The following is a 16,646-nucleotide window of genomic DNA, read 5'->3' as shown; positions in this document are numbered from 1 at the left end:
TGTTTGCATGGGTCGCCGTCGATCGTGACCTGATGCGGTCGGTTATTCCACCCCGTCCTGCTCGACTCCTTGTAACTCCTTGCAACTCAGTTCCTGGCCATTCGTGGCTAATTTTAAAAATACGTTCCAAGGAGAACACCATGTCGAATCGTCAGAACGGCACCGTCAAGTGGTTCAACGAGACCAAAGGCTACGGCTTCATTACCCCGGAAAGCGGTCCGGACGTGTTCGTACACTTCCGCGCCATCGAAGGTAACGGCTTCAAGACCCTGGCCGAAGGCCAGAAGGTCACCTTCGAAGTCGTGCAGGGCCAGAAAGGCATGCAGGCTGAGCGCGTACAGGTAGCCTAAGGCTCCTGGCACTCGCCACAAGAACCCCGGGTGGAAACATCCGGGGTTTTTTATTGCCTATGTTCTTATGGCCTATCAGTGCCGCCATCGTTTTTCCGGAGTTGCCATTCATGCCATCGCCCACCTTCCGCCTGCTGCTCGTCGGCCTGCTCTGCTGCGGCAGCGCTGTTGCCGCTGAGGCGCCCGCACAGCCGTCCACCTGGGGCTGGGTCGAGACGCTCACGCTGATGCCCGAACAGGCGCCGCTCAAGGCCAAGCTGGACACCGGCGCGCAGACCTCGGTGATGGATGCGCGCAACATCACCCGCATCCGCAAGAATGGCGAACGCTGGGTGCAGTACGACGTGATGATCACCGACCCGGCGTCCGGCAAGGAGCAGCGCCTGCCCTTCGAGCGTCGCGTCGAGCGTGTGCTGAAGTTCAAGAACGACACCGGCGTGGAGCGCAGCCCCGTGGTGCTGATGGACGTCTGCCTGGGCGGCAAGGTCTACCGCGAACAGTTCAGCCTGCGCGACCGCCAGACCCTGGACTACCCGGTGCTGCTGGGGCGTCGCACCCTGGAGCACCTGGGGCCGGTGGACGCTTCAAAAAGCCAGACCGTCGCGCCCACCTGCAAGCCCTGATCAGTGCTCGTCGACACCGTGCTCCGGATCGACCCGGCGCGGCGTGGTGCGGCCGTCGTCGGCGTTGAGCTGGAAGAAGATCGCCGCCGCCAGCATCGACAACAGCCCGACGCTGAAATAGGTCGCGTGGAAGGCTGACAGCACGTCGCCCTGAGCGCTCTCCACATCGGCATTGAAGCCCCCCAGCAGCGCCGCTGCGCAGGCGATGCCCATGCCGATGGACAACTGCATGACCACCGAGAGCAGGCTGTTGCCGGCGCTGGCGTTGTCGTCGCGCAGGTCGATCAGGCTCAGGGTGTTCATCGCGGTGAACTGCAGCGAGTTGATCCCGCCCAGCAGCGCCAGTTGCGTCAGCAGCAGGGCGTAGGGCGTGTCCTGGTCCACCAGGCCGAGGCTGGCGATCATCGCTCCCAGCAGCAGCGTGTTGCCCACCAGCAGCTTGCGGTAGCCGAACAGCTCCAGCAGCGGTTTGGCCAGCGACTTGATCACCATCGCCGCCAGCGCCATCGGAATCATCGTCATGCCCGCCTTGGCCGGCGAGAAGCCCAGGCCGATCTGCAACAGCAGCGGCGTGAGGAAGGGCAGCGAGCCGCTGCCCAGGCGGGCGAACAGGTTGCCCAGCACGCCCACGGCGAAGGTCCGCGTCTGGAACAGCGACGGCGGGAACAGCGGCGCCTCGATCTTCAGCGCGCGCAGCCAGTAGGCCGCCAGCAGCACCAGCCCGCCGACCAGCAGCAACACCACGCGCACGTGGGGCATGTGCAGTTCGCCCAGGCCTTCCAGGGCGATGGTGATCAGCACCATGGCGCCGCCGAACAGCAGGAAGCCGATGGTATCGAAGCGCGTCGCGCGTACGCCGCGCAGGTCGGGCATCAGCCGCAGGGCGACGAGGAAGCCGACCAGCCCCACCGGCAGGTTGATCAGGAAGATCCAGTGCCAGCTGGCGTACTCCACCAGCCAGCCGCCCATGGTCGGGCCGGCCAGCGGGCCGAGCAGGCCGGGGATGGTGACGAAGCTGAGGATGCGCACCAGCTCCGTCCGTGGGTAGACACGCAGGATCACCAGGCGCCCCACCGGCATCATAAGCGCGCCGCCGATGCCCTGGACCACGCGGGCCCCGACCAGGATGCCGAGGGAGGGTGACAGCGCGCAGAGCAGCGAGCCGAAGCTGAACAGGAAGATCGCGAAGAGGAATACCCGGCGCGTGCCGAAGCGATCGGAAATCCAGCCGGAGGAGGGGATCAGCAGCGCCACGGTGAGCAGGTAGGCGATCACCACGCCCTGCATGCGCAACGGGTCCTCGTCCAGCGAGCGGGCCATGCTCGGCAATGCGGTGTTGAGGATGGTGCCGTCCAGCGCCTGCATGAAGAAGGCGATGGCCACCAGCCAGGGCAACAGGCGGGCCACGCGGGGCGTGAGGATGAAGGGTTCGCTCATGGTCGGTCCGTCGGGCGGGAATGGCTCTAGCTTAGGGAATGTTTGGCGATCGCGGGGAAACACGGTGATCGAGCGACGGCGATTTTCCCTGCGCGCGCTTCGGGTTGATTGTACGAATGACCTTTTGCGGCGGCCTCCGCGGTGCGCTGGAGTTCCTGCCTGTCACTGCCCGATCCTGCATGTTGGCGATGCTGTGATCGAAACGAGGGTTTGCGAGGTGGGGCTGCCCGTGGCGGAACGATGCCCCCGGCACCCGGTCGATATGGCGTCCGGTATTCCCAGGAGACAGCGATGTCCGTCAAACCCCGCGTCACCCTCGCCCTGGCCGCCCTGCTGGCGGCTTCCTCCGCATTCGCCTTCAACCTCGGCGACGCCGCCAAGGCGGTGTCCGGCGCCACCGGCTCCGACACTTCACGGGTCGCTTCCACGCCGCAGACCAGCGGCCTGCTCGACGCCCTCACCGGCCAGTTGGGCGTGAGCGACGAACAGGCCCTCGGCGGCACCGGCGCGTTGCTCGGGCTGGCCAAGAACAAACTGAGCACCGGCGACTATTCGCAGCTGGCCAAGACCGTCCCCGGCCTCGACAAGCTCACCGGCAGCAACGCCCTGGGCGGCCTCGGCGGCCAGCTCGGCAACCTCGGTGGCGGCGCTTCCAGCGGCCTGCTGGGTAACGTCAGCAGCATGGGCGACGTGAGCAAGGCATTCGGCGCCCTGGGCATGGACCAGGAGATGACCGGCAAATTCTCCAGCGTGCTGCTGGATTACCTCGGCAAGCAGGGCCTGAACAGCAACCTGCTCGGCACCCTGGGCAGCCTCTGGGGCACTGGCGCCTGATATCTGCCGGCTGCTGCGGAACCGCCGCAGCATGCCCCGGTCCTATCGACGATCCGGCCCCGCCCTGGGGCCGGACAGCCGTTCTCCGGAGCCGTCGATGCCCTCCCGTTCCGTCGTCTTCCTGGCCGCCGCCTGGCTGGCCGCATCCCCCGTGTTCGCCGCCACCTTCACCGAGACCGGCGAGCCCGCTGCGCAGACGCAGGGCGTGCCGCCGGCGGCTACCGCGCTGTTGGGCAAGCTCACCCATCAGTTGGGCGTCAGCGAGGAACAGGCCATCGGTGGCACCGGCGCGCTGCTGGGGCTGGCGATGAACAGCCTGAAGGAAACCGACACCGCGCAACTGCAGAAATCCCTGCCCAATCTCGACCAGCTCGCCGGCAACAGCTCGCTGGGCGACCTGGGCGGCGCGCTGGGTGGTTTCGGCGGACTGGGCAACGCCGCAGCGCTGCTGGGCGGGATCAACAACCTGGAGGATGTCGACCAGATCTTCGGCGTGCTGGGCATGGACCAGTCGATGATCGGCCGCTTCGCTGGGGTGATCCTCGACTACTGCAACCAGCAGGGCCTGAACAGCCAGCTGCTGGGGACGCTCGGCGGCCTCTGGGGCACGCCAGCCACCCCGGCCACCCCGGTGACCGGTCGGGGCGCATAAAGGGCGTCAGAATTCCTGGCGCAGCTGTTCGATGCGCGCATCCTTCTGTTCCCACAGCTGTGACACCCAGTCCTGCACGTACTGGCGAAACTGCGGATCGTTCTCGTAATCGCCCTGCCAGAGTGCGGGGTCGATCTCGCGCGCCTGGATATCGACGATCACCCGCGGCACGCGGCCGCAGAGCAGGTCCCAGAAGCCGGGCCGCGGGCCCTCGGGGTAGACCAGCGTCACGTCCAGCAGGGTATCGAGTTGCTCGCCCAGTGCCGCGAGGACGAAGGCCACGCCGCCGGCCTTGGGCTTGAGCAGGTTGCGGTAGGGCGATTGCTGCTGGGCCTGCTTGCCCGGGGTGAAGCGCGTGCCTTCGAGGTAGTTCACCACGGTCACCGGCATGCGCTTGAACTTCTCGCAGGCCGCCCTGGTGATCTCCAGGTCCTTGCCCTTGAGCTGCGGGTGCTTCTCCAGGAAGGCCTTGCTGTAGCGTTTCATGAAGGGGTAGTCGAGCGCCCAGAAGGCCAGGCCGAGGAAGGGCACCCAGATCAGTTCCTTCTTCAGGAAGAACTTGAAGTAGGGCGTCTTGCGGTTGAACGCCTGCACCAGCGCGGGAATGTCGACCCAGGACTGGTGGTTGCTGATCACCAGGTAGGAGGTGTCGCCGCGCAGCTGGGCGCTGCCGCGGATGTCCCAGACGGTCGGGGTCATCAGGGCGAAGATGGCCTTGTCGATTTCCGCCCAGGTCTCGGCGATCCACATCACCCCGCGTGAGCAGGCGTCCTTGGCGCCCTGGCCGGGCACTATCAGTTTCAACAGCGCGATCAGCAGCATCGGGCCGATCAGGATCAGGGTGTTGAGCAGCAGCAGAAGGCTGGCGATGACGCCGGTCAGTGCCTGCATGAAATCCTTTCCTTGTGCTTGATGGGCGCGCCCATCATACGCAGCAGAACCCCGGGTGCCCAAGCGGCACTCCCGCCAACCAGGCGGGCGGACTATGCTGCGCAAATCACCTGCCGGGAGTTGCCATGTCCGACTCGCCGTACCTGCGCATACCAGTGCAAGCCGTCACCCTCGGGATGTACGTGCAGGAGCTTTGCGGCTCCTGGGTCGACCATCCGTTCTGGCGCGCGCGCTTTCTCCTCGAAGACCCGCAGGACCTGCGTCGCCTGCAGCGCAGCGCCGTGCGCGAAGTACTGATCGACCCGCGCCGCGGCCGTGTGCCCGAGGTGCCCGTGGTGGAGGAAAGCCCGCCCGCGGCAGCGGCCGTCGCCAGCGCAATTGACGGCGAGCAGACGGCTGTGCCGGCGCCGGTGCAGCGACGCAGCCTGGAGGACGAACTGCAGGTCGCCCGGCAGTTGTGCATCCGCTCCAAGGAACGGGTCATCGCCATGTTCCAGGACGCCCGGCTGGGCCGCGCGGTGGAGTCCGAAAGCGCCCAGGAGCTGGTGGGCGAGATCGCCGCCTCGATGCAGCGCCACCCTAACGCGGTGATCAGCCTGGCGCGCCTGAAGACCGCCGACGAATACACCTACCTGCACTCGGTGGCGGTCTGCGCGCTGATGATCGCCCTGGCCCGCCAGCTCGGCCTGGACGAGCTGCTGGTGCGCGAAGCGGGTCTCGCCGGCCTGCTGCACGACATCGGCAAGATGTGCGTGCCGATGACCGTGCTGAACAAACCCGGCCGCCTCGACGAAAGCGAATTCGCCAGCGTGCGCGAGCATCCCTGGCGTGGTGGAGAAATTCTCCGCGAAGGCCGCCAGGTCAGCGCGCTGGTGCTCGACGTGTGCCTGCACCACCACGAGAAGCTCGACGGCAGCGGCTACCCGCATCGCCTGGCGGGCGAGCAGATCAGTCTGTTCGCGCGCATGGGCGCGGTCTGCGACATCTATGACGCGATCACCTCGGACCGCCCCTACAAGGCCGGCTGGGACCCTGCCGAGTCGTTGCAGCGCATGGCCCAGTGGTGCGGCAGTCACCTCGACGAGCAGGTCTTCCGCGCCTTCATCCGCTGCCTGGGCATCTACCCCATCGGCGCGCTGGTGCGCCTGCAGAGCGAGCGCCTGGCCGTGGTGGTGGAACAGAGTGCGGAACTGCTGCTGCCGGTGGTGAAGGTGTTCTATTCCACCCGCACCCGCGCGGCGATTCCCTTCGAGGTACTCGACCTCACCCGGCTCAAGGGCCGCGAGCGCATCGTCGGCCGCGAGTCGCCGGACAAGTGGGGCTTCCGCAACCTGGAGGCGCTGTGGAGCGGCATGGATCGCCGGCGCGGCTCGCTGTTCCAGCGCTGAGCCCGCTGGCGAACCTCTGGCGGCCGTGGTAGTCCTATGCGCATACCCGCACAACCCCCGGAGATTCCGCGTGAAACGCGCCCTCGCCCTGCTGTCCCTGCTCGCCCTTCCCGGCCTGACCCTGGCCGCCGAACCCAAGCTCTACGGCCGTTACGAATGGGTCAGCCTGCCCGAACTGAACCAGACCCTGCAGGCCAAGATGGATACCGGTGCCTACACCTCGTCGCTGTCGGCCAAGGACATCCAGATCTTCCAGCGCGACGGCGACGACTGGGTGCGCTTCAAGCTGGCCACCAAGGACGGCGGCGACTCGGTGTACGAGCACAAGCTGTCGCGCATCTCGAAGATCAAGAATCGCTCGGATGGCGCCGCCGACGACGAGGACGAGGCATCCAGCCCCGGCCTCAGCCAGCGCCCGGTGATCGAGCTGCCGGTGTGCCTGGGCGGCGACCAGCGCACCATCGAGGTCAACCTCACCGACCGCAGCCACTTCAACTACCCCTTCCTGATGGGGACCAAGGGCCTGCGCAAGTTCCACGTCGCCGTCGACCCGGGCGAGCGCTTCACCGCCGGCAAGCCCAACTGCTCCTGATCCTCGATTGACGCGGCGCGGGGCTTGGGGGACCCTTCTGCGGACTTGTCCGGGAAGCGGAAGCCCATGCCCCATATCCTCATCGTCGAAGATGAAGCGGCCATCGCCGACACCCTGCTCTACGCCCTGCAGGCCGAGGGCTTCGAGACCACCTGGATGAACCTCGCCGGCCCGGCCCTCGAACGCCTGCAGCGCGATCCCTTCGACCTGGTCATCCTCGACGTCGGCCTGCCCGACATCAGCGGCTTCGAAGCCTGCAAGCGGCTGCGGCGCTTCTCCGAAGTGCCGGTGATCTTCCTCACGGCGCGCAACGCCGAAATCGACCGCGTGGTGGGCCTGGAGATCGGCGCCGACGACTACGTGGTCAAACCCTTCAGCCCGCGCGAAGTCGCCGCACGGGTCAAGGCCATCCTCAAGCGTACCGCGCCCCGTGAAGCGCCTGCCCTGGCTCCCGCTGGCAATGGCCCGTTCGAGGTGGACGAGGAGCGCTTCCAGATCCGTTACCACGGCCAGACGCTGAGTCTGACCCGCCACGAATTCCGTTTGTTGCAGACCCTGCTGGCGCGCCCCGAACGGGTGTTCAGCCGCGAGCAGCTGCTCGATGCCCTGGGCATCGCTGCCGATGCCGGCTACGAGCGCAACGTCGACAGCCACATCAAGAGCCTGCGCGCCAAGCTGCGCCAGGTGGTCCCGGCCGCCGAACCGATCCAGACCCATCGCGGCCTGGGCTACAGCTACGCGCCGGACAAGAGCTGATGCGCCTGTCGCTGCGGATCTTCCTGGTCTACTTCTTCTTCGTCGGGCTGACCGGCTGGTTCGTCCTGCGCACGGTAATGGACGAGATCCGCCCCGGTGTGCGCCAGTCCAGCGAAGAGACCCTGGTGGATACCGCCAACCTGCTGGCTGAAATCCTCCAGGCCGACGTCAAGAACGGCACCCTCGACCAGAGCCACCTGCCGGCCATCCTCCGCGCCTACGGTGCGCGCAGTCCGCAGGCGGATATCTGGGGCGTGAACAAGACCGCGGTGAACCACCGCATCTACGTCACCGATGCGCGCGGCATCGTCCTGCTGGATTCCCTCGGCCAGGCCGTGGGCCAGGATTACTCGCGCTGGAACGACGTGCTTCGCACCCTCAACGGCCAGTACGGCGCGCGCTCCAGCCGTGAATCGGCGGACGATCCGGAGTCCTCGGTGATGTACGTCGCCGCGCCGATCCGCGATGGCGCGAAGATCATCGGCGTGGTCTCGGTGTCCAAGCCCAACCGCACGCTGCAGCCTTACATCGATCGCTCGCAGCGGCGTCTGGCCTGGCTCGGCGCCGGGTTGATCGTGCTCGGCCTGCTGGTGGGCGCGGGCTTGTCCTGGTGGCTGAGCCGCTCGCTGGATCGCCTGACCCGCTATGCCCAGGCGGTGAGCGAAGGGCGCCGTGCCGAGTTGCCGCGCTACCGCGGTGGCGAGATGGCGCAGCTGGCCGACGCGGTCGAGCGCATGCGCGTGCAGCTCGAAGGCAAGGACTACGTCGAGCGCTACGTGCATACCCTGACCCACGAATTGAAGAGCCCGCTGGCGGCGATCCGTGGCGCGGCGGAATTGCTCGAAGGCGAGATGTCGGCCGAGCAGCGCGCGCGCTTCGTCGGCAACATCGCCGGGGAAAGCGAGCGCCTGCAGCAACTGATCGAGCGCCTGCTCAACCTGGCCCAGGTGGAACAGCGCCAGGGCCTGGAGGAGCGCGTGCCGGTGGCCTTGCAGGAGCTGGTGAGCCAACTGGTCGACGAGCGTCTGGCCCGTGTGCAGGGTGTGCAGCTGGAGAATGCGATTCCCCCGCAGGCGACCGTGCTGGGCGAGCGCTTCCTGCTGCGCCAGGCGCTGGGCAACCTGCTGGACAACGCGCTGGATTTCACCCCGGCCGGTGGGGTGATCCGCTTTGCGGCGCAGCCTGAAGGTGAGGGCTGGCGCGTGGAGCTGTTCAACCAGGGCGAGGCGATCCCCGAGTTCGCCCTGCCGCGCCTGACCGAGCGTTTCTATTCCCTGCCGCGCCCGATCAGTGGGCGCAAGAGTACCGGATTGGGGCTGAATTTCGTCGCCGAAGTGGCGGCGCTGCATGGCGGCGAGTTGCGCGTGGAGAACGTCGACGGCGGCGTGCGCGCGGGTCTGCAGCTTCCTGGATAGAAACAGCTGTCTCTTCCTGCAAGTTCGTGCCTGCGTCTCCCCCTCACCCCAGCCCTCTCCCAGAGGGAGAGGGGGCAGGCCGTGCCGGCTGACACCATGATTTCATCCTGCACCGAATGGTCCCCTCTCCCGGCGGGAGAGGGTTAGGGTGAGGGCTGATTGGAGCGTCGAACTATCCGCTGGCGGATGCTGGTCGCGATAGGTCATCGACGGCCTGGCGGCCGGATCGCGGATGAATCCGCTCCTACGAAAAGCTGACGCCACACAAAATTCCCACACAGTCTCCACACTTCGCCCCGAACACCCCCACGCACCGGCCCCAGGCTTGCTCCGTCGTCCACTTACGGAGAAGCCTTCGATGAATCGCCACCTCGGCATCAAGCTCGGCGCCATTGCGCTGTTGATCGTCCTCCTGCTGATACCCCTGCTGATGATCGACGGCCTGGTCGACGAGCGTCAGAGTTACCGTGACGATGTCCTGCAGGACATTGCCCGCAGCGCCAGCTACAGCCAGCAGCTCAGCGGTCCGCTGGTGGTCGTGCCCTATACCCGCACCCTGCGTAGCTGGCGCCTGGACAAGGCCAGCCAGCAGCGCGTGATGCAGGAGCGCGAGGTGCGCGGGCGCCTGTACTTCCTGCCGGAGGTCTTCAGCCTCGACGGGCAGATGCGCACCGAACTGCGCCACCGCGGCATCTACGAGGCGCGCCTGTACCACGCCGACAGCCAGGTCAGCGGCAGCTTCGTGCTGCCGGCCAATTACGGCATCAGCAGCGACCTTTCCAGCTATCGCTTCGACGAGCCGCTGCTGGCCGTGGGCATCAGCGACGTACGTGGCATCGAGAACGCGCCGAAGCTGAAGGTCGGTGACGAGCTGCGTGACTTCCAGCCCGGCACCCAGAGCCAGTTCCTCGGCAATGGCGTCCATGCGGTGCTGCCGCTGAAGGCCAGCGACCGCGAGCAGCGTTTTGACTATGCCTTCGAGCTGTCGCTGCTGGGCAGCAGCCGGCTGGATATCCTTCCGGTGGGCCGCGACAGCCAGGTCAACCTGGTCTCGGACTGGCCGCACCCCAGCTTCGGCGGCGAGTTCCTGCCCACCGAGCGCAGCATCAGCGACCAGGGTTTCAGCGCGCGCTGGCGTACCAGCTTCTTCGCCACCAACCTCGAAGACCAACTGCGTGCCTGCGTCGCGCCGGCCCAGGCCGATGTCGCTCGCGCGGTCGGGGCGGACGAGCCGGAGGCCCCGCGGGCACCGACCGCCGAGTGCAGCGAATTCGGCCAGCACCGCTTCGGCGTGGCGCTGGTGGACCCGGTGGACCAGTACCTGAAGACCGACCGCGCGGTGAAGTACGCGCTGCTGTTCATCGTCCTCACCTTCGCCGGCTTCTTCCTCTTCGAAGTGCTCAAGCGCCTGTCGGTGCACCCGGTCCAGTACGCCCTGGTGGGCATGGCGCTGGCGCTGTTCTACCTGCTGTTGCTGTCGCTCTCCGAGCACGTCGGTTTCGAACTGGCCTACCTGCTCTCCGCGGGCGCCTGCGTCGGGCTGATCGGCTTCTACCTCTGCCACGTGCTGCACAGCCTGTGGCGTGGCGCTGGCTTCAGCCTGGGGCTGGCCGGGCTCTACGGGATGCTCTACGCGCTGCTCAGCGCCGAGGACTACGCGTTGCTGATGGGCTCGTTGCTGCTGTTCGGCGTGCTCGGTGGGGTGATGGTGCTGACCCGGCGCCTGGACTGGTACGGCATCGGCAAGCCGCGTGGCGATGACCTGGAATTTTCCCTGGAAGACGTGCGCGTGCAGCGCTGAGGAGACTGAGAATGCCCAACCTGATGCGTTTTTCCCTGTGCCTGTTCGCCGGCCTGCTGGTCAGTGGCCTGTGCCTGCCGGTGCTGATGCTGCTCGGCCGCTTCGACTGGATCGCTCTGCTGGTCGCCACCGGCAAGCCGCTGGCGCATCTGGCGCTGCTGCTGCCGAGCGAGCTGTGGACTCAACTCACCGGCGTCGAGGACGCGGCGAACAATCCCCATGTGCGCTCCTTCCTGGAAATGTGCATGGGCGTGGCGCAACTCGGCCTGCTGCTGGCGCTGCCGATCTACCGGCTGGGGCGAAAGTCATGAGTGGATTGCGCGAGGAGCGCGAAGCAGGCCGCAGGTTGGCGCAGCGGATTGCCGGGTTGTTCGAGCAGGCGCTGGGCCGGCAGCCGGTGCGGGATGAGCGCTTTCAGCGGCGGGTAGTGCGGCGGGCGGGAGCTACCCGAGGATTCTGGAGCCGGGCCTTTCCCCTCACCCCAACCCTCTCCCAGAGGGAGAGGGGGCTGGGCGGTGCGGGGTGGCGGGTCTGGAGCATGCCGGAGCGCGCTCTGAACGGTGTACCCTGACCCTCGTAGGATGGGTGGAGCGCAGCGATACCCATCAACCCGTCAGGCTGGCACGGTCGCCTGCATCGACGGCCGCTGGCTGACCTCGGCGAACCACTTCGCCAGCTGCGGGTAGTCGGCGCGCCAGTCCCAGTGCGGCTGGCGGAAGTCCAGGTAGCCCAGGGCGCAGGCCACGCCGATGGCGGCGATATCGAAGCGTTCGGCCAGCTCGGCGTGGGCCGGGCCGTCGAAGTAGGCGAGGGTGCGGACGATCTTCAGCTGCTGGTTGCCCAGCCATTGGTCCCAGTGCTTTTCCGGCGGGCGCATGGCGGTTTCGTAGCGGATCAGCACGGCGGCATCGAGCATCGCATCGGCCAGCGAAGCGAGGGTCAGGCGGCGCCAGCGGGCCGCGCCGTCGCGGGGGATCAGCGGCTCGCCAGCGTGTTGCTGGTCGAGGTATTCGAGGATCACCCGGCTGTCATGCAGGGTCTGGCCGTCGGTCAGGCGCAGGGCGGGAATCTTGCCGGCGGGGTTGTCCTGCAGCACACCGGCGTCCGGCGCGATGGGGGTGTGGACGGCGGCGTAGAGCTCCACGGCGTCGACCTGGCCGGTCTCGTGCAGCAGGACCATGACCTTGCGCACGAAGGGCGAAGCGGCGGCGTGGAACAGGACGGGACGGGTACTCATCGACAGCAACTCCTGGGGTTCGGTCAGCGGTTCAATCGTGTATCTGCACAAGGCGGTCGGTGCCGGATTCGGCTCCCCACACTTCGCCGGGCCGGCCCTGCAACTGGCGCACGTTGGCGTGCTCGCGGTCGCTGGGGAAGGCGGTGAACTTCTCGCTCTGCGGGTCGAAGCGCAGCAGCGCGTTGGCGGAAAAGTCGCTCAGCCAGACCTGGTCCATGGCATCGACATAGACCGCATAGGGCTGCGGATGATCGCCCGGCAGCTTCCAGGTTTTCCACTGGTTGTCGCTGGGGTCGAAGCGCGCCAGGCTTCCGGCATTCCACTGGCTGATCCACAGCCGCCCCACCGAATCGGCCCAGAGGCGGCGCGGGCCACCGTTCTTGTCCGGCGTATCGAAGGTGGCGGCGCCGTCGGCAATGCCGTCGATCTGGCCGAGGTAATTGCCCGCCAGCGAGGCGTACCAGATGCCGCCATCCGGGGTGACGGCGATGCCGTACGGACCCTTGCCGCGCGCTGCGGGCCAGACCTTTATCTCGCGGCTGCTCGGGTCGAGGCGGCCATAGAAACCGTTCTGCCCGGTGAACCACAGCACACCGTCGTCATCGAATACCGCAGTATTGAGGTTCGCGTTGGCTGCTTCCCTGGGCAGCGGAATGACTTCCACTCCCAGGCGCTGGGCGTCCACATGGACGATGGCGTTCTGGCCGCTGTCGGTGATCCAGGCGTCGCCGTTTTCATCGGCGATCACGCCGTGGGGGCTGGAGCCCTTGCCGAGGCTGATCTGTTCGCTCTGCCCGGTCTGCGGATCGAGGCGGCCGAGTACGCCGAGCTTCTGCGCGGTGTACCAGACCTTGCCGTCCTCGGTGGGCGCCACGTCGTGCGGAGCGGAACCCTTGGGCAGGTCGAAGTACTTCACTTGCGCGGCGTGGGCGCCGGTGGCCAGCAGCAGGCCGACGAGTAGAAGCGGCAGTGCGCGAAGCATGGGGGCTCTCCTTGGCAGAGTCCGGAATCAGGTGAGACTGTACGCCGGTCAGTGTGGCCGACGAAACGCAGGAGAACGGGTTGTGACGACGATTTCCATCCACGGGGCGGCCTGCCGCCAGGGTTCACCGGTGAACGACGATGCCATCGGCCATACCGCCACGGCGGCCTGGGTACTCGATGGTGCGACCAGCCTCGGCCAGGGGCTGGTGGGCGGCGACAGCGATGCACGCTGGCTGGCGCAGAGCGCCAATGCGCACCTGCAGCGCCTGCTGGAGGAGCAGCCGTACCGGCCGACCGCAGACCTGCTGGCGCACTTGCAGGCGGGCATCGCCGAGGATTTCCAGCGCGATTCCGGCGTGGCCGTGAGCCTGGAGCTGAACCTGCCCACTGCCTGCCTGAGCCTGCTGCGCGTGCTGGAAGATGGCTCGCTGGAGCTGCTCAATCTCTGCGACACCTGCATCCACCTGGCCTGGGAGGATGGCCGCGTGGAGAGCTTCGGCGACACGCCGCTGGAAGCGATCGACCGGCAGTCCGTGGCGCGTCTGGTCGCGCTACGCGAGGCGAATCCGCACTGGAGCCACGCGCAACTCTGGCGGGCCAGCCGCGAGTGGGTACGGCGCAACCGGCTGTTGGCCAACACAGCGCAAGGTTACTGGTGCCTCGATCCGAGCGAACGCTGGATACCCCACGTGCAACGGCGGGTGCTCGATCCGTCTGGCCTGAAGGCGTTCATGCTGGTGAGCGATGGCTTCGACCGCCTGCTGGATTTCCGCCGCTACGATCTGGCTTCGCTGTTCGCGGCGTTGCCCGAACGTGGGGTGGAGGCACTGATCGACGAGCTGCGCGCGCTGGAAGTCGCCGATGGCCAGGCGCTGACTTATCCGCGTCTGAAGATTCATGACGATGCGAGCGTGGTGTGGGGAGAGGTGATGCGTTGAATCCGGCGCTGGAATGAACCGTAGGAGCGGACTCCGTCCGCGATGAGCCCGCAACGCGCCGGACGACATCGCGGACGGAGTCCGCTCCTACGAAATAGATGCCCGCTTGGTGGAAGAGGGCCGAGGTTGTAGCGGCGGATAACGCTGGTGCGTTATGCGCCCTACGCGTTGAATCTTGCGCCGGAATGAATACAAGGCTTGAAACATCGAAACGGCCCGCGTTGCGCGGGCCGCTCTCCGAGTGCCGGTGGCTTCTCGCTGGCGTCAGAACTTGTAGTTGACGCTGGCGACCACGTTGCGACGGTCGCCGTAGTAGCAGTAGAAGCCGTCGCAGGTGGAGATGTATTCCTTGTCGAATACGTTGTTGGCGTTCAGCGCGACGTTCAGACCGTTGAGGCTGTTGTCCAGGCGGCCCAGGTCGTAGTGCACCGCGGCGTCATACAGGGTGTAGGAGCCGGTGTCGCCGTCCGACTTGTCGCGTACGTAGCCCATGCTGCCGATGGCGATGTTGTGGGTCTCGCCGACGTAGCGGGTGCCGAAGCCCAGGCCGAAGCCATCGAGCAGGCCGTCATGCCAGGTGTAGTCGGCCCACAGCGAGGCCTGGTTTTCCGGGGTGAGCGGCAGCGGACGGTTCTTGTCCAGCGGGTTGGCGACCTTGGTCATCTTGCTGTTGGCGTAGGTATAGGCAGCGGTCACCTTGAGGTTCTCGTTGACGTTGCCTACGGCCTCCAGCTCGAAGCCACGGACCTGCGCCTCGCCCACCGGGCGGCTGATGAAGTCGCTGCCGGTGAGGACGATGTTTTTGCGGGTCAGGTCGTAGACGGCGGCGCTGAGCATCAGGTCGGTGCCCACCGGCTGGTACTTCACGCCCAGTTCGTACTGCTTGCCGGTGCTCGGCTCGAAGGCCGCGCCGTTGGTGCCGCCGGCTTCGGTCTGGAACGACTCGGCGTAGGAGACGTAGGGCGCCACGCCATTCTCGAACACGTAGCTCAGTGCTGCGTTGCCGCTGAACTGGCTGTCACGACGGGTATCGGTGGCGCCATTGGCGTTATAGAACTTCGAGCCGGTGTGGGCCCAGTCCTGGCGACCGCCGAGGGTCAGGCGCCAGTTGTCCAGGGCGATCTGGTCCTGGGCGTACAGGCCGGTGTCGCGCATCTTCTGGTTGTAGTCGTTGTACGCGGTGTAGGCGACGTTGCTGAAGTCCTGGCCATAGATCGGCTTGGTGATGTTGCTGGTCGGCGCGCTACCGTACAGCCACTTGTAGTTGGTGTTGGCGCGCTGGTGATCCAGGCCCAGCAGCAGGGTGTGCTTGAGCGGGCCGGTGGAGAAGTCGGCCTGGAAGTTGTTGTCGATGGCGAACTGGCTGATGTCTTCGTCCACCACGTTGGCGCCACGGGCCAGGGTGCCGTCGTCGCTCACCGAGGTGGCGCTGCCGCCGGCGGTGATGCCCTGGAAGGACAGGTCGCTCTTGGTGTAGCGCAGGTTCTGGCGGAACTGCCAGACGTCATTGATGCGGTGCTCGAAGGCGTAACCCAGGGCGTAGTAGGTCTTGTCGTAGAACTCCCAGTCCGGGTCACCCAGGTTCTCGTGGTACTTCACCTCGCCCGCCGGGGTCGACAGCTTGGTGCCCTGCAGCGGCAGGAACTGGCTGGTGATGCCGGTATCGTCGCGGTTGAACTGCGAGAGGAAGGTCAGCTTGGTGTCTTCGTCGAAGTTCCAGGTCAGGCTCGGCGCGATGTTGTAGCGCTTGTTGTCGACGTGATCGACCTGGGTGTTGCTGTCGCGCACCACACCGCTGACGCGGTAGAGCAGGTTGCCGGCGTCGTCGACCTGGCCGGTGCTGTCGAAGGAAATCTGCTTGTGCTCGTAGCTGCCGACCTGCAGCTGCACTTCATGGCTGCTTTCGGCCTGCGGACGGCGGCTGGTCATGTCCAGCAGGCCGCCGGGCGGGGTCTGGCCGTACAGCGAGGAAGCCGGGCCGCGCAGCAGGGCGACGCGCTCCAGGTCCCAGGTTTCCAGCTTGGGCATCACGTAGGAGCCCTTGGGCAGCGGCAGGCCGTCGAGGAACTGGGTCGGCTCGAAGCCACGCACCTTCAGCCACTCGGCGCGGGTGTCGTTGCCGTAGCTGCTGGCGATCACACCGGGCATGTAGCGCACGGCATCGTCCAGGCTCTGCACGTTGCGGTCCTGCATCTGCTCGCGGGTGGCGACGGAGATCGAACGCGGGGCTTCCAGCAGCGGGGTGTCGGTCTTGGTGCCGGCGCGGGTGCGGGTGGCGAGGTAGCCCACGGCCGGGCCGTCCGGGTCTTCCTGCACGCCGCTGATGGTGGTGGCCGACATCGACAGGGTGTCGCTGGGCTCCGGGCGCAGGCTGTAGCTGCCCGATTCGCTTTCCACCAGCTCTAGGCCGGTACCCTTGAGCGCCTGGCGCAGTGCGCCGGCGGTGTCGTACTTGCCCTGCACGGCATGGGCGCTGCGGCCCTGGGCCAGCGCCGGGTCGAGGCTCAGGGACAGGCCGCCCTCGGCAGCGATACGGTTGAGGGTGCTGGCCAGCGGGCCGGCGGGGACCTGGTAGTCACGCACGGCGTCGGCGGCGATGGCCGAAGAGGTAGCCAGCAGGATAGCGGTGGCCAGCAGGCAAGGGCGGAGCGACAGTTCGAACGGGCGGCGCATTGACAACGACTCCTGAATGAAAACGGTTCTCGATGCCTCCTTGCCGGACGAGAATTGAAAAGTGATAGGGCGTTG

Annotated in this window: 16 protein-coding genes; 11 read left to right on the top strand and 5 right to left on the bottom strand. The window is 66.7% G+C overall.

The genetic code is table 11. From position 1 onward, the window contains the following. Positions 1–140 precede the first annotated feature (140 nt). Positions 141–350 carry a cold-shock protein gene (locus HNP46_RS15295; RefSeq protein ID WP_081519642.1) on the top strand — a complete coding sequence of 70 codons (210 nt, stop codon included), beginning with the start codon at positions 141–143 and terminating at the stop codon, positions 348–350. Between the two features lie 110 nt (positions 351–460). Further along, positions 461–973 (top strand): ATP-dependent zinc protease family protein, encoded by a 513-nt coding sequence (locus HNP46_RS15290; protein WP_184590348.1) that lies wholly within the window; start codon positions 461–463, stop codon positions 971–973. On the opposite strand, the gene mdtD is transcribed toward HNP46_RS15290, so the two are convergent. Further along, on the bottom strand, positions 974–2,410 hold the full coding sequence (mdtD, locus tag HNP46_RS15285; RefSeq protein ID WP_184590346.1) for a multidrug transporter subunit MdtD: 1,437 nt from the start codon (positions 2,408–2,410) through the stop codon (positions 974–976). 291 nt (positions 2,411–2,701) lie between these two features. Between mdtD and HNP46_RS15280 the strand changes: the two genes are divergently transcribed. Both HNP46_RS15280 and HNP46_RS15275 read left to right on the top strand, forming a co-directional pair. Continuing rightward, positions 2,702–3,244, top strand: coding sequence for a DUF2780 domain-containing protein (locus HNP46_RS15280; protein ID WP_184590345.1), 543 nt, complete (start codon positions 2,702–2,704; stop codon positions 3,242–3,244). Between the two features lie 97 nt (positions 3,245–3,341). Beyond that, on the top strand, positions 3,342–3,896 hold the full coding sequence (locus tag HNP46_RS15275; protein ID WP_184590343.1) for a DUF2780 domain-containing protein: 555 nt from the start codon (positions 3,342–3,344) through the stop codon (positions 3,894–3,896). Between the two features lie 6 nt (positions 3,897–3,902). Here HNP46_RS15275 and HNP46_RS15270 read toward each other — a convergent pair whose 3' ends face one another. Then, positions 3,903–4,787 carry an acyltransferase gene (locus HNP46_RS15270; protein WP_184590340.1) on the bottom strand — a complete coding sequence of 295 codons (885 nt, stop codon included), beginning with the start codon at positions 4,785–4,787 and terminating at the stop codon, positions 3,903–3,905. A 125-nt stretch (positions 4,788–4,912) separates the two neighbouring features. Between HNP46_RS15270 and HNP46_RS15265 the strand changes: the two genes are divergently transcribed. From HNP46_RS15265 to HNP46_RS15240, 6 genes are all read left to right on the top strand, one after another. Next, a complete protein-coding gene (locus HNP46_RS15265) occupies positions 4,913–6,175 on the top strand; it encodes an HD-GYP domain-containing protein (RefSeq protein WP_184590338.1) in 1,263 nt (420 codons plus the stop codon). Between the two features lie 70 nt (positions 6,176–6,245). Then, on the top strand, positions 6,246–6,767 hold the full coding sequence (locus HNP46_RS15260) for an ATP-dependent zinc protease family protein (RefSeq protein WP_184590336.1): 522 nt from the start codon (positions 6,246–6,248) through the stop codon (positions 6,765–6,767). A 66-nt stretch (positions 6,768–6,833) separates the two neighbouring features. After that, the gene (gene creB / locus HNP46_RS15255) at positions 6,834–7,523 is read left to right on the top strand and encodes a two-component system response regulator CreB (RefSeq protein ID WP_184590334.1); all 690 of its coding nucleotides are present in this window, start codon (positions 6,834–6,836) and stop codon (positions 7,521–7,523) included. Next, a complete protein-coding gene (gene creC, locus HNP46_RS15250; protein ID WP_184590332.1) occupies positions 7,523–8,938 on the top strand; it encodes a two-component system sensor histidine kinase CreC in 1,416 nt (471 codons plus the stop codon). The genes creB and creC overlap by 1 nt, the downstream gene beginning before the upstream one ends. Positions 8,939–9,296: 358 nt before the next feature. Then, a complete protein-coding gene (gene creD, locus HNP46_RS15245) occupies positions 9,297–10,739 on the top strand; it encodes a cell envelope integrity protein CreD (RefSeq protein WP_184590330.1) in 1,443 nt (480 codons plus the stop codon). 11 nt (positions 10,740–10,750) lie between these two features. Beyond that, positions 10,751–11,050 (top strand): hypothetical protein, encoded by a 300-nt coding sequence (locus HNP46_RS15240; protein WP_184590328.1) that lies wholly within the window; start codon positions 10,751–10,753, stop codon positions 11,048–11,050. 302 nt (positions 11,051–11,352) lie between these two features. On the opposite strand, the gene HNP46_RS15235 is transcribed toward HNP46_RS15240, so the two are convergent. Continuing rightward, positions 11,353–11,976 carry a glutathione S-transferase gene (locus HNP46_RS15235; protein ID WP_184590326.1) on the bottom strand — a complete coding sequence of 208 codons (624 nt, stop codon included), beginning with the start codon at positions 11,974–11,976 and terminating at the stop codon, positions 11,353–11,355. 31 nt (positions 11,977–12,007) lie between these two features. Beyond that, on the bottom strand, positions 12,008–12,958 hold the full coding sequence (locus tag HNP46_RS15230) for a virginiamycin B lyase family protein (protein ID WP_260403182.1): 951 nt from the start codon (positions 12,956–12,958) through the stop codon (positions 12,008–12,010). An 82-nt stretch (positions 12,959–13,040) separates the two neighbouring features. Between HNP46_RS15230 and HNP46_RS15225 the strand changes: the two genes are divergently transcribed. Then, positions 13,041–13,898, top strand: coding sequence for a protein phosphatase 2C domain-containing protein (locus HNP46_RS15225; RefSeq protein WP_184590324.1), 858 nt, complete (start codon positions 13,041–13,043; stop codon positions 13,896–13,898). Between the two features lie 264 nt (positions 13,899–14,162). Here the strand turns inward: HNP46_RS15225 and HNP46_RS15220 are convergent, their stop codons facing one another. Beyond that, the gene (locus tag HNP46_RS15220; RefSeq protein WP_184590322.1) at positions 14,163–16,571 is read right to left on the bottom strand and encodes a TonB-dependent siderophore receptor; all 2,409 of its coding nucleotides are present in this window, start codon (positions 16,569–16,571) and stop codon (positions 14,163–14,165) included. Positions 16,572–16,646 lie beyond the last annotated feature (75 nt).

Origin of the sequence: Pseudomonas nitroreducens (assembly GCF_014204515.1) — a bacterium.
GTDB lineage: Bacteria > Pseudomonadota > Gammaproteobacteria > Pseudomonadales > Pseudomonadaceae > Pseudomonas > Pseudomonas nitritireducens_A.
This window is presented reverse-complemented; position numbering and strand designations above follow the sequence as displayed.